At 68.2% G+C, this 23,825-nt stretch carries 20 protein-coding genes; 9 read left to right on the forward strand and 11 right to left on the reverse strand.

Annotation, left to right across the window (positions count from 1 at the left end):
* Positions 1-201 precede the first annotated feature (201 nt).
* Positions 202-2,895 (forward strand): EAL domain-containing protein, encoded by a 2,694-nt coding sequence (locus tag ACH0CP_RS00175; protein WP_294443534.1) that lies wholly within the window; start codon positions 202-204, stop codon positions 2,893-2,895.
* A gap of 96 nt (positions 2,896-2,991) precedes the next feature.
* Complete coding sequence (locus ACH0CP_RS00180) at positions 2,992-4,038, forward strand: amidohydrolase (protein WP_294443532.1); 1,047 nt, start codon at positions 2,992-2,994, stop codon at positions 4,036-4,038.
* A 44-nt stretch (positions 4,039-4,082) separates the two neighbouring features.
* Here the strand turns inward: ACH0CP_RS00180 and ACH0CP_RS00185 are convergent, their stop codons facing one another.
* Together ACH0CP_RS00185 and ACH0CP_RS00190 are read right to left on the reverse strand one after the other, a co-directional pair.
* The gene (locus ACH0CP_RS00185) at positions 4,083-6,185 is read right to left on the reverse strand and encodes an amidohydrolase family protein (protein WP_294443531.1); all 2,103 of its coding nucleotides are present in this window, start codon (positions 6,183-6,185) and stop codon (positions 4,083-4,085) included.
* A gap of 103 nt (positions 6,186-6,288) precedes the next feature.
* On the reverse strand, positions 6,289-7,122 hold the full coding sequence (locus tag ACH0CP_RS00190; protein WP_294443530.1) for a TauD/TfdA family dioxygenase: 834 nt from the start codon (positions 7,120-7,122) through the stop codon (positions 6,289-6,291).
* A gap of 80 nt (positions 7,123-7,202) precedes the next feature.
* On the opposite strand from ACH0CP_RS00190, the gene ACH0CP_RS00195 reads away from it, so the two are divergent.
* Complete coding sequence (locus ACH0CP_RS00195) at positions 7,203-7,850, forward strand: Crp/Fnr family transcriptional regulator (protein WP_294443529.1); 648 nt, start codon at positions 7,203-7,205, stop codon at positions 7,848-7,850.
* 7 nt (positions 7,851-7,857) lie between these two features.
* On the opposite strand, the gene ACH0CP_RS00200 is transcribed toward ACH0CP_RS00195, so the two are convergent.
* From ACH0CP_RS00200 to ACH0CP_RS00215, 4 genes are all read right to left on the reverse strand, one after another.
* Complete coding sequence (locus tag ACH0CP_RS00200) at positions 7,858-9,369, reverse strand: PepSY domain-containing protein (RefSeq protein WP_294443528.1); 1,512 nt, start codon at positions 9,367-9,369, stop codon at positions 7,858-7,860.
* The gene (locus tag ACH0CP_RS00205) at positions 9,366-9,908 is read right to left on the reverse strand and encodes a hypothetical protein (RefSeq protein WP_294443527.1); all 543 of its coding nucleotides are present in this window, start codon (positions 9,906-9,908) and stop codon (positions 9,366-9,368) included. Before ACH0CP_RS00205 ends, ACH0CP_RS00200 begins: the two co-directional genes overlap by 4 nt.
* A gap of 1 nt (position 9,909) precedes the next feature.
* Entirely contained in the window at positions 9,910-12,072 is a 2,163-nt protein-coding gene (locus ACH0CP_RS00210) for a TonB-dependent siderophore receptor (protein WP_406876024.1), read from the reverse strand.
* A gap of 77 nt (positions 12,073-12,149) precedes the next feature.
* Positions 12,150-13,091 carry a cation diffusion facilitator family transporter gene (locus ACH0CP_RS00215; RefSeq protein ID WP_294443525.1) on the reverse strand — a complete coding sequence of 314 codons (942 nt, stop codon included), beginning with the start codon at positions 13,089-13,091 and terminating at the stop codon, positions 12,150-12,152.
* Between the two features lie 254 nt (positions 13,092-13,345).
* Here ACH0CP_RS00215 and ACH0CP_RS00220 point away from each other — a divergent pair, with 254 nt between their 5' ends.
* Positions 13,346-14,176, forward strand: a complete 831-nt coding sequence (locus ACH0CP_RS00220; protein ID WP_294443524.1) for an alpha/beta fold hydrolase — start codon at positions 13,346-13,348, stop codon at positions 14,174-14,176.
* A gap of 49 nt (positions 14,177-14,225) precedes the next feature.
* Here ACH0CP_RS00220 and ACH0CP_RS00225 read toward each other — a convergent pair whose 3' ends face one another.
* The 3 genes from ACH0CP_RS00225 to tsaD are packed head-to-tail and all read right to left on the reverse strand — an operon-like array spanning position 14,226 to position 16,746.
* On the reverse strand, positions 14,226-14,753 hold the full coding sequence (locus tag ACH0CP_RS00225; protein ID WP_294443523.1) for a DUF1697 domain-containing protein: 528 nt from the start codon (positions 14,751-14,753) through the stop codon (positions 14,226-14,228).
* Entirely contained in the window at positions 14,753-15,724 is a 972-nt protein-coding gene (locus ACH0CP_RS00230) for an NAD(P)H-dependent glycerol-3-phosphate dehydrogenase (protein ID WP_294443522.1), read from the reverse strand. The genes ACH0CP_RS00225 and ACH0CP_RS00230 overlap by 1 nt, the downstream gene beginning before the upstream one ends.
* On the reverse strand, positions 15,721-16,746 hold the full coding sequence (tsaD, locus tag ACH0CP_RS00235) for a tRNA (adenosine(37)-N6)-threonylcarbamoyltransferase complex transferase subunit TsaD (RefSeq protein ID WP_294443521.1): 1,026 nt from the start codon (positions 16,744-16,746) through the stop codon (positions 15,721-15,723). Before tsaD ends, ACH0CP_RS00230 begins: the two co-directional genes overlap by 4 nt.
* Positions 16,747-16,840: 94 nt before the next feature.
* Here tsaD and hemC point away from each other — a divergent pair, with 94 nt between their 5' ends.
* The 4 genes from hemC to ACH0CP_RS00255 are packed head-to-tail and all read left to right on the forward strand — an operon-like array spanning position 16,841 to position 20,704.
* Positions 16,841-17,761 carry a hydroxymethylbilane synthase gene (gene hemC, locus ACH0CP_RS00240; protein ID WP_294443520.1) on the forward strand — a complete coding sequence of 307 codons (921 nt, stop codon included), beginning with the start codon at positions 16,841-16,843 and terminating at the stop codon, positions 17,759-17,761.
* Between the two features lie 4 nt (positions 17,762-17,765).
* On the forward strand, positions 17,766-18,449 hold the full coding sequence (locus ACH0CP_RS00245; protein ID WP_294443518.1) for a uroporphyrinogen-III synthase: 684 nt from the start codon (positions 17,766-17,768) through the stop codon (positions 18,447-18,449).
* A gap of 25 nt (positions 18,450-18,474) precedes the next feature.
* Positions 18,475-19,419 carry a hypothetical protein gene (locus tag ACH0CP_RS00250; RefSeq protein ID WP_294443517.1) on the forward strand — a complete coding sequence of 315 codons (945 nt, stop codon included), beginning with the start codon at positions 18,475-18,477 and terminating at the stop codon, positions 19,417-19,419.
* 58 nt (positions 19,420-19,477) lie between these two features.
* Positions 19,478-20,704: an acyltransferase gene (locus tag ACH0CP_RS00255; RefSeq protein ID WP_294443516.1), complete on the forward strand. Its 1,227-nt coding sequence runs from the start codon at positions 19,478-19,480 to the stop codon at positions 20,702-20,704.
* 21 nt (positions 20,705-20,725) lie between these two features.
* On the opposite strand, the gene ACH0CP_RS00260 is transcribed toward ACH0CP_RS00255, so the two are convergent.
* Together ACH0CP_RS00260 and ACH0CP_RS00265 are read right to left on the reverse strand one after the other, a co-directional pair.
* Positions 20,726-21,106: a hypothetical protein gene (locus tag ACH0CP_RS00260; RefSeq protein ID WP_294443515.1), complete on the reverse strand. Its 381-nt coding sequence runs from the start codon at positions 21,104-21,106 to the stop codon at positions 20,726-20,728.
* Between the two features lie 65 nt (positions 21,107-21,171).
* Complete coding sequence (locus ACH0CP_RS00265; RefSeq protein ID WP_294443514.1) at positions 21,172-21,969, reverse strand: DUF72 domain-containing protein; 798 nt, start codon at positions 21,967-21,969, stop codon at positions 21,172-21,174.
* Between the two features lie 140 nt (positions 21,970-22,109).
* On the opposite strand from ACH0CP_RS00265, the gene ACH0CP_RS00270 reads away from it, so the two are divergent.
* Positions 22,110-23,762: a mechanosensitive ion channel family protein gene (locus tag ACH0CP_RS00270; RefSeq protein ID WP_294443513.1), complete on the forward strand. Its 1,653-nt coding sequence runs from the start codon at positions 22,110-22,112 to the stop codon at positions 23,760-23,762.
* The last annotated feature ends 63 nt before the right edge of the window (positions 23,763-23,825 follow it).

Below are 23,825 nucleotides of genomic sequence, written 5' to 3' on the forward strand. Positions count from 1 at the left end.
AGCTGAGCATCGGGGCCGGGCGGCACGCTGCCCCGCCCCTTGTTTTTGTCCACGTCCGCCCGCGCCCTTTTTCGAGCCGCAGTGGCGGAGCGCAAATATTTGGTAGGGTTTCCATGCCATTGCCGTCTGCGGCGTAATGCCGAACAGACAAGGGCGGACGGCATTGGGGCGCGAGCTTGAACCTTCCCTGCGACGAGCCTGATGCGGATCGTCCAGCGGCTTGTCCTGATCGTATTGCTTGCAGCGATCCCGGTGGGGATTCTGCAAAGCATCAACCTGCGCCAGCAATACCGCCACGAGCATGAGGAGTTCGCCCGCATCGCACTCCAGACGGCGAACCGCGCGGCGGCCGAACAGGGGCGGATCGTCGATGGCGCGCATCAGCTATTGGCGGCGCTGGCCCAGTTGCCGGCGGTGCGCGAGGGAGATGCGGAGGCCTGCGGCGTCATCCTGCGCCGGCTGAAGGCACAATTCCCGATCTATCTCGGCATCGGGGTCAGCAACCCGAAGGGCGAGGTGTGGTGCAGCAGCATCCGCCCCGGGACGGTGGTCGCCGATCGGCTTTACTTCAAACAGGCGGTGGCGACGCGTCGCTTCACGAGCGGCGGCTATGTCATCGGGCGCATTTCTGGCCAGCGAAGCCTCAATTTCAGCCTGCCGTTCATGCACCCGTCGGGCGCACTTGGCGGGGTGCTGGTCGCGGGGCTGGACCTCGACGCGCTGGCGCGCGATCTCGGCAAGATCCAGCTGCCGGCAACGGGGCGGCTGGTGGTGGCGGGGCCCGACCGGCGGGTGCTGATGGACCTGCCGGGCAACAGGAATGTCGGCGCGATCCTGCCCGCCTCGCTTAGCGCTGCCTTCGATGCGCAGCGCAGCGGCGTCGCGGACCTCAACTGGATCGATGGCAGTGCGCGGCTGGTAGGCTTCGTGCCGCCGCGTGCCGAGCCTGGTGGGCCGTTCCTGATCGCCGCCGGGATCGATCGCGATTACGTGTACACTGCGTTGGCGCGCCGCGCCTGGCTGGAGGCCGGAACGCTGCTTGGCACGTTGGTCGCGGCGCTGCTGATCGCCTGGTGGGTGGCCACGCGCTTCGTGCGCGAGCCGGTCCGCCACCTCGCCTCCGCGGTGCGCGCCTGGCGGGAAGGGGACACCCGCGCCCGCGTCGGCCCCATGGGACGGGGATCGGAGTTCGACGATCTTGGCCAGGCGTTCGACGCCATGGCCGAACGGGTGGACGAGCGGCAGCGGCTGCTGCGCGCGGTGCTCGAAAGCACGACCGATACGGTGATCACCTTCGACCCGAAGTGGAAAGTGACCTTCGTCAACGAACGCGGGCGGCTCCGTCTGGGCGGCGACGAACTGGTCGGCCGAACCGTTTTCGAGGTATTCTCCGGCGCCCACAGCGACGAAGCGGCGGAGGCATTCCGCGTTGCGATGGACGAGCGCCGGCCGATGGTGATCGACTTCGACTATCCGCCGCTCAAGGCCCGGTTCGAGGCCAACGCCTATCCGACGCGCGACGGCGGCCTTGCCATGTTCATCCGCGACATCAGCGAGCAGCACCGCGCCCGGGAAGAACTGCGGTATCAGGCGCTGCACGATTCCCTCACTGGCCTGCCCAATCGCAGCCACGCGATGAGCATGGCGGCGGAGCGGCTGGCGGAAGGCGCGCTTTCAGCCCTGATCCTGATCGATCTCGACGGGTTCAAGCACATCAACGATCGCTATGGCCATGCAGTCGGCGACGCGATGCTGCGCGAAATGGCGGCTCGGCTGGAGCAGTGCGCGGCGGAGGAGGCGGGCAATGGCTGCGCGATGGTTGCGCGGCTGGGCGGCGACGAGTTCGTCGCGCTGCTGAGCCAGACGACGCGCGAAGCCTGCATCGCGTTTGGGCAGGGGATCATCGAGCGGATCGGGGGCGAGCCGTTCCTGGTCGACGGCCAGCTATATTATGTGACGGCGAGCTGCGGCGTCGCGCTGGTCCGCGATGCGGCGCACGAGGATGTCGCCGACCTGCTCGTGGGCGCTGACCTCGCGCTGTATCGCGCCAAGGACGCGGGCGGCGGCGCGTGCCGCGTCTATTCCGCGGCCGACCGCGCCGAATACGAGGCCCGCCGGGTGCTGGAGGACGAAGTGTCCCGCGCCGTCGCGGCGGGTGAGTTCGAGCTATATTTCCAGCCGCAGGTGCGCCTGTCAGACGGTGCCTGGGTCGGCGCCGAGGCATTGCTGCGCTGGCGCCATCCGGAGCGTGGCCTGATCGGGCCTGCATCGTTCGTCGAGATCCTGGAACGCAGCCGCCATGCGACGGCAGTGGGGGAATGGGTGCTGGACGAGGCGTGCCGCGAAGCGGCCGCCTGGTGGCGCCGCGGGCATCGCCTGCGCATCGGCGTGAACCTGTTCGCCGAGCAGATCCGATCGAGCAATCTGCTGGCAACGGTGGAGGCGAGCCTCAGCCGCCATGGCCTGCCGGCGCAGGCGCTGGAACTGGAGCTGACCGAGAATATCGCCCTCAGCTACGAAGACGATATTTCCGGCAAGCTGCTTGCGCTGCGCACCATGGGGGTGCGGCTGGCGTTCGATGATTTCGGCACCGGTTTCGCCTCTCTGACGACGCTGAAGAACATTCCCGTGCACCGGCTGAAGATCGATCGCGGCTTCGTCGCGCAATTGCCCTCGGACGAGCATGACAAGGGGATCGTCGAGGCGGTGCTGGCGCTGGCGCGGACGCTGGGGCTGGAGGTGATTGCCGAGGGCGTGGAGACGTTCCAGCAGGAGGAATACCTGCGGGCGCGCGGGTGCGAGGAAGCGCAGGGCTATCGCTATGCCCGGCCGATGCCGGCGCGCATGTTCCGCGCCGAGCTTCTAGCGACGCACGACGCGGCGGCGGTGGGCTGATCGTCCGCCGCCCCCGCTTCCGCAAAGGGGCTGGCCTCTCTCCGCCGGCGGGTTACCGTGCGGCAGGCCCGGGCAACGGGTGAGGAGAGGATAAAGATGGACGCCGAGATACTCGAACCCGATCTGCCGATTATCGACCCGCATCATCACCTGTGGGATTTCCAGCCGCTGCTGCCGAGGATGCCCGAGATCGCGCACCCGTTCGGCCGGATCACGCGGCAGAGCCCGCGCTATTTGTTCGAGGAGCTGCACGCCGATTGCCGTGGGGGCGGCCACAATGTGATCGGCACCGTCTTCCTGCAATGCGGCGCCTTCTACCGTGCCGACGGGCCGGACGAGATGAAGCCGGTGGGCGAGGTGGAGTTCGTCAACGGCGTGGCGGCGCAATCGGCGACCGGCATCTATGGCCCCTTCCGTGCATGTGCCGGGATCGTCGGGCAGGCGGACCTGATGCTGGGCGCAAGCGTCGGCGCGGTGCTGGATGCGGAGATCGCGGCAGGAAATGGTCGCTTTCGCGGCATCCGCCACATCGGCGCGCATGATCCGGATCCCGAGGTTCTGGGGCCGCTCGGCCATGCGCCCGCCGGGCTCTACGCCGATCCGCGCTTCCGGAAGGGGTTTGCGGAGCTCGGCAAGCGCGGGCTCACCTTCGACGCGTGGGTGCTGGAGCCGCAGATCGGAGACGTGACCGATCTCGCCCGCGCCTTCCCGGAGCAGCCGATCGTGCTGGATCATGTCGGCACGCCGCTCGGCCTTGGCAGCTACACCGGCCGGCAGGAGGAACGCTTCGCCGCGTGGAAGGCCGCGATCGACGAACTGGCGACCTGCCCCAACGTGACGGTAAAGCTGGGCGGCCTTGCCATGCCCTTCTGCGCGCTGGGCGAGCTTGGCCCCGACACGCGCACCGATGCAGCGACGCTGGCCGCGCTGTTCCGCCCCTATGTCGAGGCGTGCATCGCCGCCTTCGGGCCGCAGCGTGCGATGTTCGAAAGCAATTTCCCGGTCGATCGCTGGGGCGCCGACTATGCGACGCTGTGGAATGCCTTCAAGCTGATCGCGCGCGGCGCGAGCGCGGACGAGAAGCGGGAATTGTTCGCCGGCGCGGCGGCGCGCTTCTACCGGCTGGAAGGTCTGCCGGGCTGAATGGAAGCGGGCGGGGCGGCCGATACGCCGCCCCGCCTGCGCGCTTACTTCGGCATGCCGCTCATGCCGCTGGCCTTGCGCAGCGCGTCACCATCGAGGCGATAACCATCCAGGAACACGGTGCGCACGTGGCGCAGATTGCCGAGATCCTGCGACACGTCGCCATCGACAAGGATGATGTCCGCCTTCTTGCCCGGCGCGATCGATCCGGTGCGATCCGCCATGCCGGTTAGGCGTGCCGGGATGATCGTCGCGGTCTGCAGCGCCTCGGCATTGGTGAGGCCCGCGTCCTCGTAGAGTTCGAGCTCGCGCACCAGTTCGACGCCCCAGCCGTCGGTGCCCGCGACGATCGGCACGCCCGCCTTGTGGAGCCGCCCGACGACGCCCACCATCTTGGCGAAGCTGGCGCGGAAATCTTCCCGCGTCAGGCCGTCGAACAGCGGATAGCCGGGGATCTTCCAGCCGCGTGCCACCGCCGGCGGTGAGACATGGACGAAGGGCGCATATTCAGGTGCGACGGCCGAGCCGTCCGACGTCATCAATGGCTCCCACACGGTGAGCGTCGGATCGATGACCGTCTTGCGCTTGGCGAGTTCGGCGTAGAACGCCTTCATCTCGGGCGAGTCGAGATCGATCTCCTTGCCGTATTTCGCTGGCCCTTCGAGCCTTGCGGCAGTGTTCGCCTTGTCGACCACCGCCTGCGGCAGCGCCTGCATGATGATGAAGTTGATGTGGGTGATCTCGTCGTAGCCCGCACGCACCGCATCGAGCGGGCGCATGCCCGCCGGGATATGGCCGTGGACGTGGAGGCCCAGCTTGTGCGCCTCCGCCGCGGCGGGCGCGATCCACGCCGGGTTCATCGAGGTGTAGAATTTGACGCCCCACATGCCGGCGTCCTTTACCTTGCGCACCGCGGCGATCGCCTCGGCTTCCGAGCTGACCGTGAGCGCGCCCTGCGCGGCAAGCGGATCCTTGCGATCGATGATGATCGACACGACGCCGTCCGGCGCCAGAAGATCGCCGGCTGCGCGGCGCTTCTGCAGGCTTACCGTTTCGTCGATCATTGAGCCGGGGCTGCGGTAATTGGTCATGCCGGTGGCAAGGTTCTGCAGCAGGTTCCAGTCGTCGCCGCCGACGTGGCGATGCGCGTCCCACAGGCCCGGCGTCAGCGTCTTGCCCCGGCCGTCGATCACAGTGGCGCCGGCGGGTGCCTTGATCGAGCCGCCCGCGCCGACCTTGGCGACCTTGCCGTCGGCAATCAGCACCGCGCGATCGGGCACGTAGCGGCCGGCCTCGGAATCGAACATCAGCACATGGTCGATCAGCGTCGCGGTGCGGTTCGCCGAGCTGAGGAAGCCGCGCGCGACGTCGCGCACCATCGCGGCGGTGGCCTCGTCCTGGATATCCTTCAGCTTCGGCCCGGCGGCCTCATAGCCCGCCGGCAGCAGCGAAATGACGCCGGCCATGCCGAAGAAGCGGTTCTGCTCGTCCAGCCAGACCGGCGATGGGGAGAAGCCCCAGCCCTGGATGAAGGCGAGCTTCACCGTCTTCGGCCCGCTCGGCCCGTCAATCGGCACCGAACGATCGATCGTCAGCGTGGCATGGCCGCCCGGGAGCAGATCGACGCCCTTGGGGCCGGCGGCCACCAGCGCGTCGACGTCGTGCTCGCTGGCGAGCCAGGGGCCGCCATAGCTGCTGTAGCGCTTGCCGGCGAAGGGTGCGGAGCCAGAGTCCACCGCCGTCTTCCAGTGCGCGATGCCCTGGTCGTCAACGCGGAACTCCTCCGTCGCATCGCCGCTGTCGGTGAAGCCGCGGATCGCCATGCCGGTGGGGCGACGATCGGCGCCAAGCGTCACCACCTTGTCCGTCTCCGTCACCCAGCCGCGCAGCGACATCGACATGCGATAGGCCACGCGCGAATCCGGCATCGTCCACGACCAGACGTCCCCGTGCTTCCCTGCCGTCGAGCTGATCGTATAGTGCCGCGCGTCCGCCGGCGGCTTCAGCAGCTGATCCTTGGTGATCTGCGTCGACGCAGGCTTGGCAGCCGCGGCTGCGGCGGGCGCGGCGGTCTGGTGCGCGCTGGCAGTGAACGGCACGACGAGCGCGGCTGCAGCGAGCAGCGACGCGAGCATGGAACGACGCATGGTGTGAAGATCCCCCCCGATCGATTGTGGTCGCGAGTGTGCCGGGGCGGCGGGGTTTAGGCAACGGGGCTGGGCGGCATCGCATGCCGCCCCGCCCAGGCTATCAGTGCAGCGGCTCACCCGAAATGGTGATGCGATGCATCAGCCGGCGATGGCCGTGATAATCGTTCATCGCATAATGCCAGGTGGAGCGATTGTCCCAGATCGCGATCGAGCCCGGCGCCCAGGAGACGCGGCAGTGGAAGCGATCCTGCATTGCCACCTGGTAGAGATAGGTGAGGAGCGGCACGCTTTCCTCCCGCGTCCAGCCTTCGAAATGGAGCGTGAAGGCGGGGTTCACGTAGAGGATCTCCCGGCCGGTTTGCGGATGGCGGATCACCACCGGGTGGACGGCGCGGGTGCGCTCGTCATGCCCCTTCAGGTCCGCGCCTTGATCGGTCTTCGAATAGATGCCGTCGGCGCTGTAGATATGATCAGCCGAATGAACGGCGCGCAGCGTGCGCAGCGTCGCCTTCAGCCCCTCGGATAGGGAATCGAACGCAGCGCCCGGGCTGGCGAACAACGTGTCGCCGCCGGTCGGCGGCGTCTCGCGCGCGAGCAGGATCGATCCCATTGCGGGCACCTGATCATAGCTGTGATCGGTGTGCCAGCCGCCGCCGATATTGGTCTGCTGGTTCTCCGCCTTGCGCACTTCGGCGATTTCCGGATGGCCGCCGTTCGCCGGGAAATACTTGTTGACGCCGATCGGCCCCCAGCGGCGGGCGAAGGCGATATGCTGCTCGGGGGTGAGCGACTGATCGCGCACGAACAGCACGCCATGGCTCGCCACCGCATCGCGCAGGGTGGCGAAGGTCGCCTCGTCAAGCTGGTTCAGGTCAACGCCTTGCGCTTCGATCCCGACGTGGTCAGACAGCGGGCGCATCTCAACTGATGACATCGTTCCTCTCCTCATCTGCGTTGCAGGGAGGATAGAGGCCGAGGTGGCGGTGTAATGTCACCTTCGTTACATTTCTTGCGATGACTGATCGCGACGACTTGCTCGGCATCCGCTGGTTCGCGCGCCAGCCCGTGAACGTGCGGATGCGCATCGCTGCAGAGGCGCGGGCGGCGGCGCTGGCGCCCGGCCAATGGGTCTTTGGCGAGGGAGACGAGACGACCGGGCTGGTGATGGTGGTCTCCGGGATGCTGCGGCTGGAGGCGGCCGTGGGTGAGCGCATGGTGCTGGTCGGTGTCGCGCGTGCCGGTGGCGTCTTCGGCCAGTCGAAGCGGCGCGGCGGCGGGCCGCGGATCGTCACCGCGCGCGCAGGCCCGGTAAGCCGGATCGTGACGGTGAGCGATGCGGCCTTGGAGCGGATCGGCGCCGAGCTGCCGGTGCTGTGGCAGGGGGTCAGTGAGCTGGTTTACGGCCAGCTGGACGCCAGCGTCCATGGCCTGGCGCAGATGCTGGCGCTGCCGCCCGCCGCGCGGGTCGCCGCGCGGCTGATGCTGTTCGCGGACGATGGCGAGGTGCCGTTGAGCCAGTCGGATCTCGACGAACTGTGCGGCCTTTCACGCAAGACCGCGAATGCACACCTTTCCGCGATGGAAGCGGCCGGCGTGATCGCGCGGGGTTATGGCAGCATCAGGCTGCTCGACCGCGCGGCGCTGGCGCACCTCGCGGGCTGAGCGGCGATCAGGAGGGCTGGGCGGTCGGTGCGCGCCGCGTCACCGTTGGCGCAGCGGTACGGGCGGCGGGGCGGTGGAGCAGCGTAAGGCCGCCGGCACCGATCACCAGCAGGGCGACATCGATCGCGAGCATACCGCCGGCCGCCGGGAACGAAATCGCCGCATGGCCGAGTGCGGTCACGATCAGCGCGGCAAATGTCGCACTGCGCAGCCGCAGTTGGGTGATCCAGCGCGGAGAGAAGGCGCCAAGCGCGAGGAGCGCGGCAAGGAACAGCCAGAAGCCGGCAACGAGCGGCGCCTGCGGCCCGGCCACGCCACGCAGCCAGGCAGTGAGGATGAGGCCAAGCGGCGTGGCCCAGATCACGACGTGCCAGCACGCCTCCAGCCGGTCGCTGCCCATCCCGCGGCGGCGACGCTTGGTGAGCCAGAGCGTCGTCCCCGTCGCGGTGATGACGCAGAGCGCGAGGCCGAGTAGCATGTAGGCGATCTCGACCGGCAGGCCACCGAAGTTGCCGAAATGGAGATTGTAGGTGGAGGCGGCGAGCTGCTTGCCGATCGGGCCGTCCGACAGGCCGACCGGCCCGTGCCAGTTGCCCGCGGCGTCGAAGGTGTAGGTCTCGCCGTAGATCAGCCGGCGCGGATGCTCCGCGATCACCTGAACGTGCTGGCCGCGCGTGCCGGGATCATGCGCGATGATATAGGTGGGAAAGGTGCCGGGCACGCGCGTCTGCACTGCGCTCAGCGCAGCCGCGATGTTGGGCAGCGGGGCCGGTGCGGGATCCTCCGCTGGCTCGTCGCCGAAGATGCGCGAATAGACAGCGTCCGTGTCGCCATTGGCATAGGCCTTTGCCAGAACGCTGGCGCCAACTGTGCTGAGGCCGATGAACGCGCCGGTCAGCGTCACCGCCAGCACGAACGGCAGCGTCCAGACGCCGAGCCGGTTGTGCCAGTCCGCGCGCGCGATTTGCGGATCGTGGCGGGTGCGCAGGCGGAAGGCGTCGCGAACGATGCGCGGATGGGCGAGGACACCGGTGATCGCCAGTGCCGCCAGTGCGACGCCGAGTGCGCCGACGATGATCATCCCGACGATCATCGGCAGATTCAGATACTCGTGCATCCCGATGACGAATTCGGTCCAGCTATGCGCCTCGGGCGCGACGACCTTGCCCGTGCCGTCGACATACCAAGCGCCATTGTCGGTGGTGACGACGGCACGTGGCAGATCCTCCGTTGGCATGCGGATATAGAGGTGCGTGGTGCGCGGCTTTCCCGCCTCGCTGGCGACGACCGCCTCCATTGCGGCCTGGGCGGCGGCGGGCGAGAGGGTGGCGGTTTCCGCGACGCCAGGCTGCTCCCAGCGCTGCCAGCGATCGTGGATCACGACGATCGCGCCGGTTAGCGCGATGATATAGATCAGCGCGCCGGCTAGGAGGCCAAGCGCCGCATGGCCGCCGAGCGCGCGCTGGACGAGCGTCTGCTGCTTGCTGGTCCGGGCAGTCGTTTCGACGGGCGCGTTCATGCAAGACCCCACAACAAGGTGCCGAGGAGAGCGGCGATCGCTGGCGGCGCGATCATCTGCGCCGGTCCGCTACGTGTCATCTGCCACGTCATGAGGGCGCTCCACAGCAGGGGTTGAAGAAGGAAGGTGAGGACGACCGCGTCGGTATCGCCGCTGCCGTTGCGGCGGGCGAGCGCTTGGGCGCCGAAGGCCAGCCACTGCGCGGCGGCGAAGGCGACCGGCACGACGAGGACGAACACGGCGATGCGGCGGGCAAGGTCTCCCGAGCGGCGCGGCAGGCTGATCGAAGGCGGCTCGCGCGGCGGACGCCCGGCGCGCGCGGGTTCGGTCCAGCCGGCGTAGAGCACCGCAAGAAGGGCGGCGACCATGCCGACCACCCCGCCCATGGCGAGGCCCCACGCGCCGTCTTTGGCGGTTAGCACCCAGAGCGCGGCGATTCCCAGCATCCAGCCAGCCACCGAGATGCTGCGCCGCCCGTCCCAGCCGATCCGCACCAGGATCATCGCCAGGACGATTGCGAGGAGGGCGGCGGCGTTCACGTCAGAGCCCCGCGCCCGGCCCGAAGCGAACGCTGATCGTGCCCAGCACCGTGCGCGGCGCGCCATAATAGCCGCCGTCGAAGTTGAGCGCGGTCAGATACTTGGCGTCCGTCACGTTGCGCACGTTCACGCTGGCCGCGACGTTGGGCGTCAACTCGTAGCGGGCGAGCAGATCGAGCAGGGCATAGCCGCCCTGCTTTACTGTGCGAGCCGGCGTGAAAATGCGGCTTTGATACTGGCCCGACGCCCCGAGCTTCAGCTGCGGCAAGGCGGGCGGCGAGTAGCTGAGGTTGAGGCGGGCGGTGTTGCGCGGCACGAACAGGCGCGCGGCAGCACCGGTTTCGTCCTCGATGCGCATCAGCGTGTAGCCGCCGGTCGCTTGCAGCCCCTCGGCAATGCGCCCGCCGACCTCGATCTCGATCCCTTCGGAGCGGGCGTCGACGCCGCGCGAAATGGTGCGGCCGTCGACGAAGTCGACTGCTTCGGCCGTATTCTGCTGCCGGGTGCGGAACAGCGCGACGGTGGCGTTGAGCCGCCCGCCGAACCATTCGCCCTTCACGCCCGCTTCCAGATTATTGCCGCGGATCGGATCAAGCACGCGGAAGTCCGCGCCGATCGCGGTCTGCGGATTGAAGATCGTCGCGTAGCTCGCGTAGAAGCTGAGGCTGGGCGTCACGTCCAGCGTCGCGCCAGCGAACGGCAGGAAGCGGGTGTTGTCGAAGTTGGTGTCGACGCCGTAGGAAAAGCCGCGGCTGACGGCATGGGTGACGTTGCCGCCGACCATCACCTTCAGCGGATCGGCGAGGTTGAGCCGGACGAGGCCGTAAAGCGTCTCGCGCCGCGTCTGCGTGTTCTGGCTGGAGGCATAGGCGGTCGAGAAATCGGTCGGGAAGTTCGGCCGCGGGAAGTTGCCGGCGAGAAGATCCGGGAAGGGCAGATAGACGTTGATCGTCGGAACGTCGTAGCTCGAGCGCTGCTTGTAATCCTGTGCGCTGCGATTGACGCCGATGTTCACGTCATGCTCGCGGCCGAACAGCGTGACGGGGCCGGTGACATAGGCTTCCATCGTCAGGTTGCGGGTTTCCGCGCGAAAGGCGCCGGGATAGCTCTGGATGCCGAGCAGCACGTTCGGGTCCGTCGGGCTGGGCGCAATGCCGTCGGGATCGCCGCGCACCGGCGAGCCGAAGACGTAGAACAATTCGTCCGCCTCGCTGGTCGCGCGGCGGATCGCGCTGAACCGGGCGACCCAATCGTTGCCCAGCTGGTGAGTCACGTCGCCGAAGATCTGGCGGTCGATGATGTGCCAGTTGGACCAGTCGGGCGCGACGTTGGCGGAGCGATCATAGTCGATCCGCGTGCCGTCGGTGTAGCTGAGCGGCAGGGCGCCCCACATGGCGCCGCGGCTGTGGTGATCCTGGTGGCCGTAGCCGCCGCTGATGACGGTGTTGGGCCCAAGATCCGCCTCGATGATGCCATAGCCGACCCAGCGGCGCAGGCCGTAGCGATCGAGATGGCTGTCGGTATCGGTGAAGGCGCCGACGGCCCTCGCCCGCACGCTGCCGTCGCTGGTGAGGGGGACGCTGATGTCGCCTTCCAGCCGCAGATTATCGTACGAGCCATATTGCGCGCTGGCGCTGGCGCGCAAATCCCGCGTCGGGCGCTTGCGGATGAAGTTGACCACCGCGGAAGGGTTGCCGGTGGAGGACAGCAGCCCAGGGGCGCCGCGCAGCACTTCGATATGATCGTAGAAGGCGGTGTCGATCGAGCCCGTCTGGATGCCGAAGGCGAAGGGAACGCCGATGCCGTCCACCTGGAAGGTCTGGATGTCGAAGCCGCGCGCCGAGAAATAGACCCGGTCGGTCTCGTTCGCCTGCACGTTAACGCCCGGCACGGTGGTGAGCAGGGAATTGACGTCGTTGAGCTGGAAATCCTCGATCTGAGCGCGGGTGACGACGCTGATCGACTGCGGCGTTTCGCGCTGCGTGAGGTTCAGGCGAGTCGCGGTGCTCTGGCCGCTGATCGTATAATCGTCGCTACCTTCCGTACGCTGGCCGGTGACGACGATGTCGCCGGTCTGCTGCGTGTCGGCTGCATCGGCCGGTGCGCTGGCGGGTGCGGTCGTGATCGCCGCGGCAGATGCCAGCAGCGAGAAAATGGTCGTCAACGTCAATCTCCCTGATGACGACCGCTGTAATCATGTAGTGCGCTATTGCAAGTCGTTATCAATGTTAGGAGGCACGTTCAGACCGCCTGCTCGCGCTTTTCCGGACGGATGTAGACCGAGCTGATGTCCGGCAATTCCGCCTTCAGCTCTTCCTCGATCGATTCGATCAGCGTCTCGCCCTCACCCATGGTGAGCGCGTCGTCGAAGTCGGCGCTGATCGCGACGAAGACGGCGTGCGGTCCGGTGTGGATGGTGCGCACATGGTTGACGGCGGTGATCTCCGGGCGTGCACCGACGATCGTGCGTACGCGGGCAATCACGCGGGGGTCGGCGCGCTCGCCGATCAGGAGGCCCATCGACTCGCGGGCCAGCACCACCGCGACGAGGCCGAGGAGAAGGCCGATCGCGATCGAGGCGATACCGTCGATCCGCGGATTCCCGAACCAGTGGCTGGCCCACACGCCAGCAGCCGCGATCCCCAGGCCGATCAGTGCCGCCGAATCCTCGAACAGGACGATGAACGCGGCGGGGTCCTTCGACTCGTGTACGGCCTCCCACCAGCCCATGTCGCCGCGCGCCTTGTTGAACTCGCGCACGGCGATCGCCCAGGACGTACCCTCGAGCAGCGCCGCAACGCCAAGGACGATGTAGTTGATCAGCGGATCGCGCAGCGGCTCCGGCGATCGGAAGTGGAGATAGCCTTCGTAGATCGACACGCCCGATCCGCCGGCGAAGATCAGGATCGCAACGACGAACGCCCAGAAATACAGCTCCCGCCCGTAGCCGAACGGGCGCTTTGCATCCGGCGGGCGCTTGGCGCGCTTCTGGCCGTAAAGCAGCAGCAACTGGTTGCCGCTGTCGACCAGTGAATGGACGCCCTCGGTCAACATGGAGGAGGAACCGGTGATCGCGGCGGCGACGAATTTCGCCACTGCGATGCCGAGGTTCGCCGCCAGCGCGCCGAACAGGACGATGTTCTCGCGCCAGCCGCCGTCTCCCTTCGCCTGCGCGTTGCTCATTGATTGTCCCCGGGGCGGGCCGCCCAAGCGGGAGGGACGCGCCGGCCGGGTTGCGGTTCCGCCGCGTCGCGCATCGAGGGAGCATTAGTCTCGCCGGGGCGGCGGGACTCCGGGCCGCCGCGATGATAGCATGATCGCGGTGCTGTCGGTTTGGCCCGTTCGTGTCAGTTTTCGCCAAGCGTTCCGCCGCGCCCTATCCCATTTGACGTACGATGCGCGGCGCCTTCGCCCGCGATGATGGAGATCAGATTATCATGGGCATCATCACCACCACCGATGGCACGGAGATCTTCTACAAGGACTGGGGTCCCAAGGACGCGCAGACGATCATGTTCCATCACGGCTGGCCGCTGTCGGCCGACGATTGGGACAATCAGATGATGTTCTTCCTGGGCGAAGGGTTTCGCGTCATCGCGCACGATCGGCGCGGCCATGGCCGGTCGAGCCAGACGGACACCGGCAACGAGATGGACACTTATGCTGCCGACGTCGCCGAACTGGTGCGCGCGCTGGATCTGAGGAAAGTCATCCATGTCGGCCATTCGACCGGCGGCGGCGAGGTGGCGCATTATGTCGCGCGGGCAGAGCCCGGGCGGGTGGCCAAGGCGGCGCTGCTCGGCGCGGTGCCGCCGGTGATGGTGAAGTCGGACAGCAACCCCGATGGCGTGCCGATCGACGTGTTCGACGGCTTTCGCGCGTCGCTGATCGCCAACCGGCCGGAATTCTATCGCACGGTGGCTTCCGGGCCCTTCTACGGCTTCAATCGCGATGGGGCGACGGTGAGCCAGGGTCTGATCGACAATTGGTTCCGGCAGGGGATGACCGGCGGGGCCAAGGCGCATTACGACTGCATCAAGGCCTTCTCCGAGACCGACTTCACCGAGGATCTGAACGCGATCGACGTGCCGGTGCTGGTGATGCACGGCACTGACGACCAGGTCGTGCCCTTCGCCAATCACGGGCCGAAATCCGCCAAGCTGCTGAAGAACGGCAGCTTCAAATCCTATGACGGCTTCCCGCACGGCATGGCGCAGACCCATCCGGACGTCATCAATCCGGATCTGCTGGCCTTCTTCCGCAGCTGATCGCCAAGGCGGGTGGTGGGTGTCGCCGCCACCCGCCCGGTACTTGCACTCAGGCGGTGGCTTCGACCAGTTTGAGCAAGGTGTTCCAGTTGCGGCCGGTGGACGGCGGCAGCTTCGCCTTTGCCATCACCGAAGGCAGCTTCGACGTGCCGACGCCGTCGGGATAATCGACGTAGAGTTCGCGGCCCACCGCGTGGAGGCGCTCCGGCCCCGCATGATGCGTGAACAGCGCCTCGATGACCGCAGGTGCGATGGGTGCGTGGTGGAACAACACCTGCACCCGGTTCGGGCGTGTCGCGGTCGCGTCCGGGAAGGGGTTGGCGGCGGCCGTCGCGGCGAGATCGGCGTGGTTGCGCACGAACCACAAGGTGTCGAGTTTCAGCCTGTCGCGGGCGGCGGCGTGGAGCCGCGCCTCGAGCGCGGCGCCATCCTCCACGTCACAGGAGAAGATCGCATTGCCAGAGGCAAGCAGGGTCTTCACCTCGGCCATGCCCTCGGCCGCCAGGAACGCGCGCAGATCGGCCATGGCGAGCGGCTTGCCGGCGTTAATTGCACGCGGCAGCGCCGCCCAGCGCATTACCGCTCTTCCCGCAAGGGCCGTGCGAGCAGTTCGCCGATGATGTCGCTTGCAGCCGCGCCGGCGAGCAGGCGTGTGACGGCGGCTGTGATCGGCATGTCGATACCCGCCGCTAGCGCGATCTCGGCAAGTACCGGTGCGGTGAAGGCGCCTTCCGCGACCGTGCGGCGATCGGCCAGCAACTCGGATGCCGGACGGCCCTGGCCTAAGCCGAGGCCAAGCGAGAAATTGCGGCTGCTGGTCGAGGAACAGGTGAGGACGAGATCGCCCAGGCCTGACAGGCCCGCTAGCGTCTCGGCATTGGCGCCGCGCTCGATGCCGAAGCGGGTCATTTCCGCAAAACCGCGCGCGATCAGCGCCGCACGGGCATTCTGGCCGAGCCCGGCGCCCTCGACGACGCCGCAGGCGATGGCGAGGACGTTCTTCACCGCGCCGCCGATCTCCGCACCGATCACGTCGCTGGAGGCATAGGGGCGGAAGCTGGGGCTGGCGAGGCGGGCCGCGAGCCGCGCCTGCAGGTTCGGATCGGCGCACGCGAGGGTGACCGCGGTCGGCAAACCGGCGGCGACTTCATGCGCGAAGGTGGGCCCGGAGAGGACGGCAATCGGCGCATCCGGATGCGCGGCGCGCGCAATATCGCCTACCAGCCGCCGCGTGCCAGCCTCGATCCCCTTCGCGCACAGGACAAGCGGCGTCCCGCCGACCGGCGTCGCCGCGAGCACCGCGCCGACATGCTGCGCGGGCGCTACGACGAGAAGCGCATCCCGGTCCGCCAGATCATCGAGCGAGGCGGTGGCGTGGATTGCGGGCGACAGCGCGATGCCGGGCAGGAACAGGGTGTTCTCGCGGCGCTCGTTGACGCTTTCTACCACCTCCGGCTCGCGCGCCCAGAGGAGGACGTCGCCGCCGCGCGCCGCAACCTGTGCCAGGGCCGTGCCCCAGGCACCGCCGCCGATGACGCCGATCTTCATGCCTTCACCCCGGCGCCGCGCACCGCCTCCGCACCGGGATCGAGCGGCCAGCGCGGGCGCGCCGCCACATCCAGCGGATCGGTGAGCCCGGCGGCGAAACGCTCCGCCCCGGCCCAGGCGATCATCGCGGCATTGTCGGTACACAGCCAGAGAGGCGGCGCGACGAAGCGCAGGCCATTGTCGGCGGCCAGCGCGGACAGCGTGGCGCGGACCGCGCTGTTCGCCGCGACCCCGCCGGCGACGACCAGCGCCGTCGCGCCGGGCGCACGATTGATGGCGCGCGCGGTGCGATCGATCAGGCAATCGACGACGGCGGCCTGGAACGAGGCGGCAATATCTTCCGGCGCATAATGGCCGACGATCCGCGCCACCGCTGCCTTCAGGCCAGCGAACGAGAAGTGAGGTTCGGGTGAGCGGTACAGCGGGCGCGGCAGCGGCACGGCGGCAGGGTCTCCGGCGCGCGCGGCGCGCTCCACCGCCGGGCCGCCGGGGAAGCCGAGGCCGAGCAGCTTCGCCGTCTTGTCGAACGCTTCGCCAGCCGCGTCGTCGATCGTCGTGGCGAGCCGGCGGTAGCGATCGACGCCCTCCACCAGCAGCAATTGGCAATGCCCGCCCGAGACGAGCAGCAGCAGATAGGGTAACTCAAGGTCGGGATCGGACAGGCGCGGGCTCAGCGCGTGACCCTCCAGGTGGTTCACGGCGATCAGCGGCTTGCCGGCGGCATGGGCCAGCGCCTTGCCGGTGACGAGGCCGACCATGACGCCGCCGATGAGGCCCGGGCCTGCGGTCGCAGCAATCGCATCCACATCGCTGAGGCTGACGCCCGCATCGGCGAGCGCGCCGGCGACGAGCGGTTCCAGCGCCTCAACATGCGCGCGGGCGGCGATCTCTGGCACCACGCCGCCGAATGGCCGGTGCGCGGCTTCCTGCCCGGCGAGCCGGTGCGCCAGCACTTGCCGATCACCAGTGACGAGCGCCGCCGCGGTTTCATCGCACGAGGATTCAAGGCCGAGAATGAGCATGGCGCCGGCTTACCCGTTTGGCCCAACCTTGTCGCCAGCCTTGTCAAAGCTGGAGCTTGTCGAAGGGGAAGCGGGGGCCGATAGGGCTGTGGTTGTGAGCAAGACCTTCAAACTGGGAACCCGCGGCTCCCCGCTGGCGCTGACGCAGGCGGGCATGGTACGCGACGCGCTGATGGCCGCGCCGGGCTGGGCCGAACATGGCTTTGACGATGTCGAGATCGTCGAGATCCGCACCACCGGTGATCGTGTGCAGAACCGCGCACTGGCGGAGATCGGCGGCAAGGCTTTGTGGACCAAGGAACTCGATCGCGCGCTGCTTGCCGGCAAGGTTCATGCCTGCGTCCATTCGATGAAGGACGTGGAGACGATTCGTCCCGGCGAGATCGTGATCGCCGCCATGTTGCCGCGCGCTGACGTGCGCGACCGGCTGATCGGCGTCGATGCGATCGACGATCTGCCGCGAGGCGCGGTGGTGGGTTCGAGCTCGCCGCGGCGGCGCGCGCAGCTGCTGCGGCGGCGGCCGGATCTCAGCATCGTGCTGTTCCGCGGCAATGTCGACACGCGGCTGGGCAAACTGGCGACGGGCGAGGTGGACGCGACGCTGCTCGCGGCGGCAGGGCTGGAGCGGCTCGGCCGGCACGACACCGGCACGCCGATCCCCACTGACGTGATGCTGCCCGCGCCCGCTCAAGGCGCGATCGGGGTGGAGACGCTGGCCGACGGATCAGCACGCGCGCTTGTCGCCGCGATCGGCTGCGCCGACACAATGGCCTGCGTGCTGACGGAGCGCGCGTTGCTCGCCGCGCTGAAGGCGGACTGCCACTCGCCGGTCGGCGCGCTGGCGACGATCAACGACGGCACGATCACCCTCAAGGGTGAGCTGCTGGCGGAAGACGGCCACGCGCATGTCGCTGGCTGCCTGGGGGGCCGCGATGGCGCGGCGGTCGGCGCGGCACTGGCGGCCGATCTGCTTGGCCGTGCCGCGCCCGACGTGCGGCGGTTGTTCGAGGGGTGAGGGCGTGAGCGTGCGCGCCGCCCGGCGTCCGGCGCTGGTGCTTCGTCCCGCGCCCGGCGACGCCGCGACGGCGGGGCGGCTGGCGAACGCTGGTTTGGAAGCAATCCGGCTGCCGCTGTTCAAGGTGGTGCCGCTTCCCTGGTCGGTGCCGGAAGCCGCGTTCGACGCATTGCTGCTGACCAGCGCCAATGCGGTTCGCCAGGCGGGGGCGGGGCTGGAGGCGCTGAGCGGCCTGCCGGTGATCGCGGTGGGATCCGCGACGGCGGAGGCGGCGGAAGCGGCCGGACTTCACGTCGCGGTTACCGGCGATACGGATGGCGTGGCGGCGATCGCGCTAGCCCATGCGCGGGGTTGGCGCCGGATCCTGCGGCTGACGGGACGGGAGCGAACCGCACTTGGCGGGATCACCGACGTCGCCGTCTATGCCAGCGATCCGCTGCCGCTACCCGATGGCGCGCTGGATGTCGCACGCGGTGCGGTGGCGCTGCTTCATTCGACCCGCGCGGCGGAGCGCTTTTCCGAGTTGATCGGGCGCCATGGCGTGCCGCGCGGCGCGGTGCGGCTGGCGGCGATCAGCGACAAGGTGGCGCGCGCGGCGGGCAGGGGATGGGATGCGGTTTGCATCGCCGACGCGCCCAATGATGCCAGTCTCGTAGCGACTGCGACCACGCTCGCGATTGACCCCTGAGGCGCAGGCGGGGATAAGACCCCCCATGGACGATGCTGCGCCGCCGCAAGATGCCGCCCCGCGCCGATCCCGCATCGGCCCCTTCGCGCTCGCGGTTGGATTGATCTTTGCCATCGGACTGGCCCTGATGTGGGTCGGGATGCGCAACGATAATGCGTGGCTCACCAACGGCGCCGATCCCGCGGCCGAGCCCAGCCCCGCGATCGAGGCGCCCGTTCCGCCGGTGACGACGTCGGCGCGCCCCGTCGCGCCGACCGGCGGGGATGCCATGTCGCTGACGCGCGAGAATGCGCTGGCTGCACAGCTTGCGGCACTGGAGGCACGCGCCGCCGGCATCGGGGCGGACGTATCCAACGCGGCCGACCGCGCCGGGCGGGCGGAGGCGATCCTGGTCGCCTTTGCCGCGCGGCGCGCGATCGATCGCGGCACCTCGCTTGGCTATCTCGAGGATCAGTTGCGCATGCGCTTCGGCGCGACGCAGCCGGACGCCGTCGACACGGTGATCGAGGCTGGTCGCGAGCCGGTGACGATCGAGGCGCTGCGCCAGGCGCTGGATGCCAATGCGACAGTGCTCCTGAACCCGGGCGCCAACGGCTGGTTCGACGGCCTGCTGAACGAACTGCGCAGCCTCGTCGTGCTGCACGAGGCGACGACGCCGTCGCCCCTGCCCGCGGATCGGCTGGCGCGGGCACGGCGGATGCTGGACGCGGGGCAGGTCGAGCCGGCGCTGGAAGAGATCAGCCGGCTGCCTGGCGCTGCCCAGGCGACGAAATGGACGAGCGCTGCCGCGCGCTACGTGGCGGCCCGGCGCGCGCTCGATACGCTGGAGACCGCCGCGATCATCGGCACGATCCCCACTGCGCCGGTGCAGCAGAGCGCGCCGGTGCGCGGCGACGATGCGGCGCAGGCGGAGGAGGGGGCGGAGAAGCCCGCGGCAGCGGCGGCCGAGGGTCCGGTCTCGTCGACCTGAGGCTTCTTAGCGGCCATCATGCTCGCGCGGCGGCCAGCAGTTGAGCAGGAGGCGATGCTTGCATCACGCGGCACGCCCCGGCATCGGCGCGCCGGTGAGCGCCGTTCCTGCCACCGCCCCCACTGCCACTGACCCTACGGCACCGGGCAAGAGCCATTTCGTCATGCTCGACGGGCTGCGCGGGGTCGCGGCCTTGATGGTGGTGTTGTTCCACCTGTTCGAGCCTTATGCCCATGGCGATCCGCAGGTGCAGATCATCAATCACGGCTATCTGGCGGTCGACTTCTTCTTCCTGCTGTCGGGCTTCGTCATTGCCTATGCCTATGACGATCGCTGGGGGCGCCTGAGCCTTATCGGTTTCGTCAAACGGCGGGTGGTGCGGCTGCAACCCATGGTGATCCTGGGCAGCATCATCGGCGCGCTGCTGTTCGCCTTCCAGGGCTCCTCCGTGTTTCCCAAGATCGGCGAAGCGACCGGGGCACAAGTCGTCGGCGTGATGCTGCTGGCTTTCGTCATGATCCCGCTGCCCAAGAGCGGGGACGTGCGCGGCTGGGACGAGATCTATCCGCTCAACGGCCCGCAATGGTCGCTGTTCTACGAATATGTCGCGAACCTGCTCTATGCGATCGGGCTGCGTCGGCTGTCCAACCGCGCCATGGCAGTGTTCGTCGCCATCTGCGCCGGCGCGCTGGTCCATCTTGCAATGGCCGGCCCGCGCGGCGACCTGATCGGCGGATGGGCGCTCGATCCGAACGGCATCAGGATCGGGCTGACCCGCGTCATGTACCCGTTCTTCGCCGGGGTGCTGATGATGCGCCTGGGGCTGAGGATACGACTGCCGCACGCGTTCGCGATCAGCACCGCGCTCCTGGTGGTCGCGGTCAGCCTGCCGCGCTTCGGCGGACTGGATCGCCTGTGGCTGAACGGACTCTATGAGGCGGCGTGCGTGATCCTGCTGTTTCCGCTGATCGTCGCGATCGGGGCGGGGGACAAGGCAGCGGACGGGGTGGCGGTGCGGATCGCGCGCTTCTTCGGGGACTTGTCGCTCCCGCTCTACATCACGCACTTTCCGCTGGTGTATGTCTACACGGCTTGGGTGGCCAATACGCAGCCGTCCACGGTATCGGGCGCGCTGGTCGGTGCCGGCGTGCTCGCCGCGGCGCTGCTGATCGCCTTTGCCAGTCTCAAGCTCTACGACGAACCCGCCCGCCGGTGGCTCGCGACGCGCCTGCTTCGGCGCAAGCGGGATGCAGGATCCGCAGAGACGCATCGCCCCTCCGCGTAACCGCCGCGAGCGTGGTCGCATTCACAGGCAGATCACGCGGTAAACGCCAGCGACCTGCGTTATCTTGCCGCCGCTCGCTTGCCAGTAATCGGACCATTCCTCGTTGCCGCAGAGAACGAACCGCTGCAGTTCCGCTTCGGCCCAGCCTCCCCGTTCGGTCGAGAGCGTAAAGGCTTGTGCCCGCATGTCAGAGACGAGCCGGTGCTCCGGTCTACCCGGCTGGTACCGCGACGACACGCGCCGTTTGAACTCTGCGTCGCGTGCGCTCATGGCTCCGTTGAGCTTTTTGGCAATCGGAGGAAGGGACCATTCCGATGCGTTCCACGCAAGGGTTGCTGCAAGAGCGGCGAGTAGAAAGGATGGCATGGCGGCGACGATGATGAGGCAGCCGCGGGTCGACATCTCCGTCCATTACTATACGATCTGGCGAACGTCCGCAGACTTCTTTGCGGTTCTTGGTACGGTCTTCATGCCGACAGGCGCTCGATCATCGCCATGGCGCCGTGTGGTGCTCTTTCCTTGAACCCATTGATGAAGAACACGAACACGTCCCGCGGCGTGGTCGCGAGATGCTCGGCGACATAGGGCAGGCCATCAGGCCGGTCGCCCTTCGACCATAGCCGGGCAGCATCGGTCCATTTGTCCAGCGCGGCAGGTGAATAACCGGCCGGTTCCTCCTCCACCGCATCCTCCAGCCGGGCATAGACGAAGTCGGACGAGACGTCGGCGATCGCCGGATAATCGCGCGAATCCGCATAGACGATCGCCACGCCTGCCTTGCGGCACATGGCAACGAACTCCGGCACGGCGAAGCTTTCGTGGCGGACATGCACGGCGTGGCGGAGCGCGATCCCGTCCTGGCTGGCGGGCAGCAGTGCAAGGAAAGCGGCGAAATCCTCGGCGTCGAACTTCTTCGTGGCCATGAATTGCCACATGATCGGACCAAGCTTGTCGCCAAGCTCGGTAATCCCCTGGCTGACGAAGCGTTGGATCGAGTCCCCGCCTTCCGCCAGCACCTTGCGATTGGTGGCGTAGCGCGAGGCCTTGAGGGTGAAGACGAAATCCTCGGGAGCGGTCTTGGCCCAGCCGGCGAAGGTCGCCGGCTTGAAGCCGCTATAGTAGGTGCCGTTCACCTCGATCGCGGTGACATGGCGGCTGGCATATTCCAGCTCGCGCTTGATCGGCCATTTGGGCGGGAAGAACGTGCCGCGCCAGGGCTCGTAGGTCCAGCCGCCAATTCCGACGCGAATCGCTCTCTTCGTCATGGCCATGCTGTAGCAAGGTCGCAGCGTGGCCGCGAAATCCGCGTTTCCCGCCGGCTATAGAGGCGTTCCGCCCGCGCGGTGCGGAGCACGGTTCGTCGCCTCGGGGGAACGACAGCGGGGGCGGCTGCGTACCGACGTGCATGACGATAAGCCCCATCCGCCTCCGTCACGTTCTTCCTGTCCTGCTGTTCCTCGTCGCGTTCCTGCTCGCGCCCGCGCGGCTCCAGGCGCAGGCGGCGGACACGGCCAATGCCAGCGCACCGGCAGCGGCCGACCTTTATGGCCGCGGGACGCCGCGCGGCCTCGCGACCGGGCTGATCAACGCCCTGTCGGCGCAGGATTACGACCGGGCGAGCCAGTATCTAGACCTGTCACGGATCGCGCGCTCGCGCCGTGCCGCGGCGGGGCCGGAGGCGGCGCGGCGACTGCAGGCGGCGCTCGATGCCGGCGGATCGCTGATGCAGCCGGTCCAGCTGTCGAACGATGCGACGGGCCGGATCGATGACCAGCTGCCGATCGACGAGGAGCGGGTCGGCACGCTCCCCGGCAAGGACAAGGCGGCCGAGGTGCCGCTGATCGCCACCCAGTCCACCAACGACGACGGGCAGACGATCTGGCTGCTGAGTGCGGCAAGCATCGCGTCGCTGCCGGCGGCAAACGTCGAGGCGGCGGGCAGCCGGCTGCGCAGCCTGTTCCCCAGCGCGATGCGCGATACCGACATTGGCGGGGCGCCGCTGGCCGACTGGATCATCCTGATCGGCGGCGCGGTGCTGTTCTACCTCGCCATTCGGTTGATTGTCGCGCTGCTGATGAGCGGGCTCGGGCGGGTGAAGCGGCGAGAGGACGGGGGGCTGTTGTGGCGGCTCCTGTGCGCCGCGCCGACGCCGTTCAGCCTGTGGGTGTCGATGCTGCTTTTCCTCGCCACCACGCGCACGCTGGAGGTGGCGTTCGTCGCGCGGCAGCTGACCGGGCGGTTCGCCGGGGCGCTCGCCTTCGTCGGCTTCTGCTGGTTCCTGTGGCGGATGATCGGCGTCGGCGCGGATCTCGTCGCGGCGCGGATGGAGCACAGCCAGCGCTTCCGCGCACGATCGATCATCATCTTCGTTCGCCGCGCGCTGAAGCTGCTGCTGCTGATGTTCGCGACCGTACAGGCGCTGAATATCCTGGGCGTGGACGTGACGACCGGCATCGCCGCACTCGGCATCGGCGGTATCGCCATTGCGCTGGGCGCGCAGAAGACGGTGGAGAATGTCGTCGGCTCGATTTCCGTCGTCGCCGACGAGCCGGTGCGGGTGGGTGATTTCTGCAAGGTGGGCGATGTCAGCGGCACGGTGGAGGACATCGGCATCCGGTCGACCCGCATCCGCACCAACGACCGCACGCGGATCACCATCCCGAACAGCGTCTTTTCCTCGCAGCAGATCGAGAACTTCGCTTGGCGAGATCGCTTCCTGTTCGCGCCGACGCTGAAGCTTGCCTACGGCATCGACGCCGACACGGTGGAGCGCGTGCTGGTCAGCATCCGCGAGGCGCTGGCGGAGGCGGAGTACCTGCTGGAAGGCGCGCGGGCGAGTCTCAAGGGCTTTGGTGAAAGCTCGATCGACATCGAGATCTTCAGCTACGTCGATCGATCGGACTTCAACGAATATGTCCGCCTGCAGGAGGGGCTGCTGCTGGAGCTGATGCGCCGCGTGGAGGCTGCCGGCGCGCGTTTCGCGGTGCCGGCGCGCTTCGTTCGCGTGGAGGGCGGCGCGGACGCCGCGGGAACGCAGGGGGCAAGCGCGCCGGCCTGATCCGGCGGCCGCTATCGATGCTGTTCGCGATGACGGTGACCCGTCCGGCAATGCAGTTCCGCT

Source organism: Sphingomonas sp. 179-I 2A4 NHS (assembly GCF_045369135.1).
Classification (GTDB): domain Bacteria; phylum Pseudomonadota; class Alphaproteobacteria; order Sphingomonadales; family Sphingomonadaceae; genus Sphingomonas.

Coding starts and splice junctions, on each gene's coding strand:
- ACH0CP_RS00250 (WP_294443517.1), top strand. CDS start 18,475: ATGGACGATGCTGCGCCGCCGCAAGATGCCGCCCCGCGCCGATCCCGC.
- ACH0CP_RS00180 (WP_294443532.1), top strand. CDS start 2,992: ATGGACGCCGAGATACTCGAACCCGATCTGCCGATTATCGACCCGCAT.
- ACH0CP_RS00220 (WP_294443524.1), top strand. CDS start 13,346: ATGGGCATCATCACCACCACCGATGGCACGGAGATCTTCTACAAGGAC.
- ACH0CP_RS00265 (WP_294443514.1), bottom strand. CDS start 21,969: ATGACGAAGAGAGCGATTCGCGTCGGAATTGGCGGCTGGACCTACGAG.
- ACH0CP_RS00200 (WP_294443528.1), bottom strand. CDS start 9,369: ATGAACGCGCCCGTCGAAACGACTGCCCGGACCAGCAAGCAGCAGACG.
- tsaD (WP_294443521.1), bottom strand. CDS start 16,746: ATGCTCATTCTCGGCCTTGAATCCTCGTGCGATGAAACCGCGGCGGCG.
- ACH0CP_RS00195 (WP_294443529.1), top strand. CDS start 7,203: ATGACTGATCGCGACGACTTGCTCGGCATCCGCTGGTTCGCGCGCCAG.
- ACH0CP_RS00215 (WP_294443525.1), bottom strand. CDS start 13,091: ATGAGCAACGCGCAGGCGAAGGGAGACGGCGGCTGGCGCGAGAACATC.
- ACH0CP_RS00230 (WP_294443522.1), bottom strand. CDS start 15,724: ATGAAGATCGGCGTCATCGGCGGCGGTGCCTGGGGCACGGCCCTGGCA.
- ACH0CP_RS00185 (WP_294443531.1), bottom strand. CDS start 6,185: ATGCGTCGTTCCATGCTCGCGTCGCTGCTCGCTGCAGCCGCGCTCGTC.
- ACH0CP_RS00190 (WP_294443530.1), bottom strand. CDS start 7,122: ATGTCATCAGTTGAGATGCGCCCGCTGTCTGACCACGTCGGGATCGAA.
- ACH0CP_RS00225 (WP_294443523.1), bottom strand. CDS start 14,753: ATGCGCTGGGCGGCGCTGCCGCGTGCAATTAACGCCGGCAAGCCGCTC.
- ACH0CP_RS00175 (WP_294443534.1), top strand. CDS start 202: ATGCGGATCGTCCAGCGGCTTGTCCTGATCGTATTGCTTGCAGCGATC.
- ACH0CP_RS00270 (WP_294443513.1), top strand. CDS start 22,110: ATGACGATAAGCCCCATCCGCCTCCGTCACGTTCTTCCTGTCCTGCTG.
- ACH0CP_RS00260 (WP_294443515.1), bottom strand. CDS start 21,106: ATGTCGACCCGCGGCTGCCTCATCATCGTCGCCGCCATGCCATCCTTT.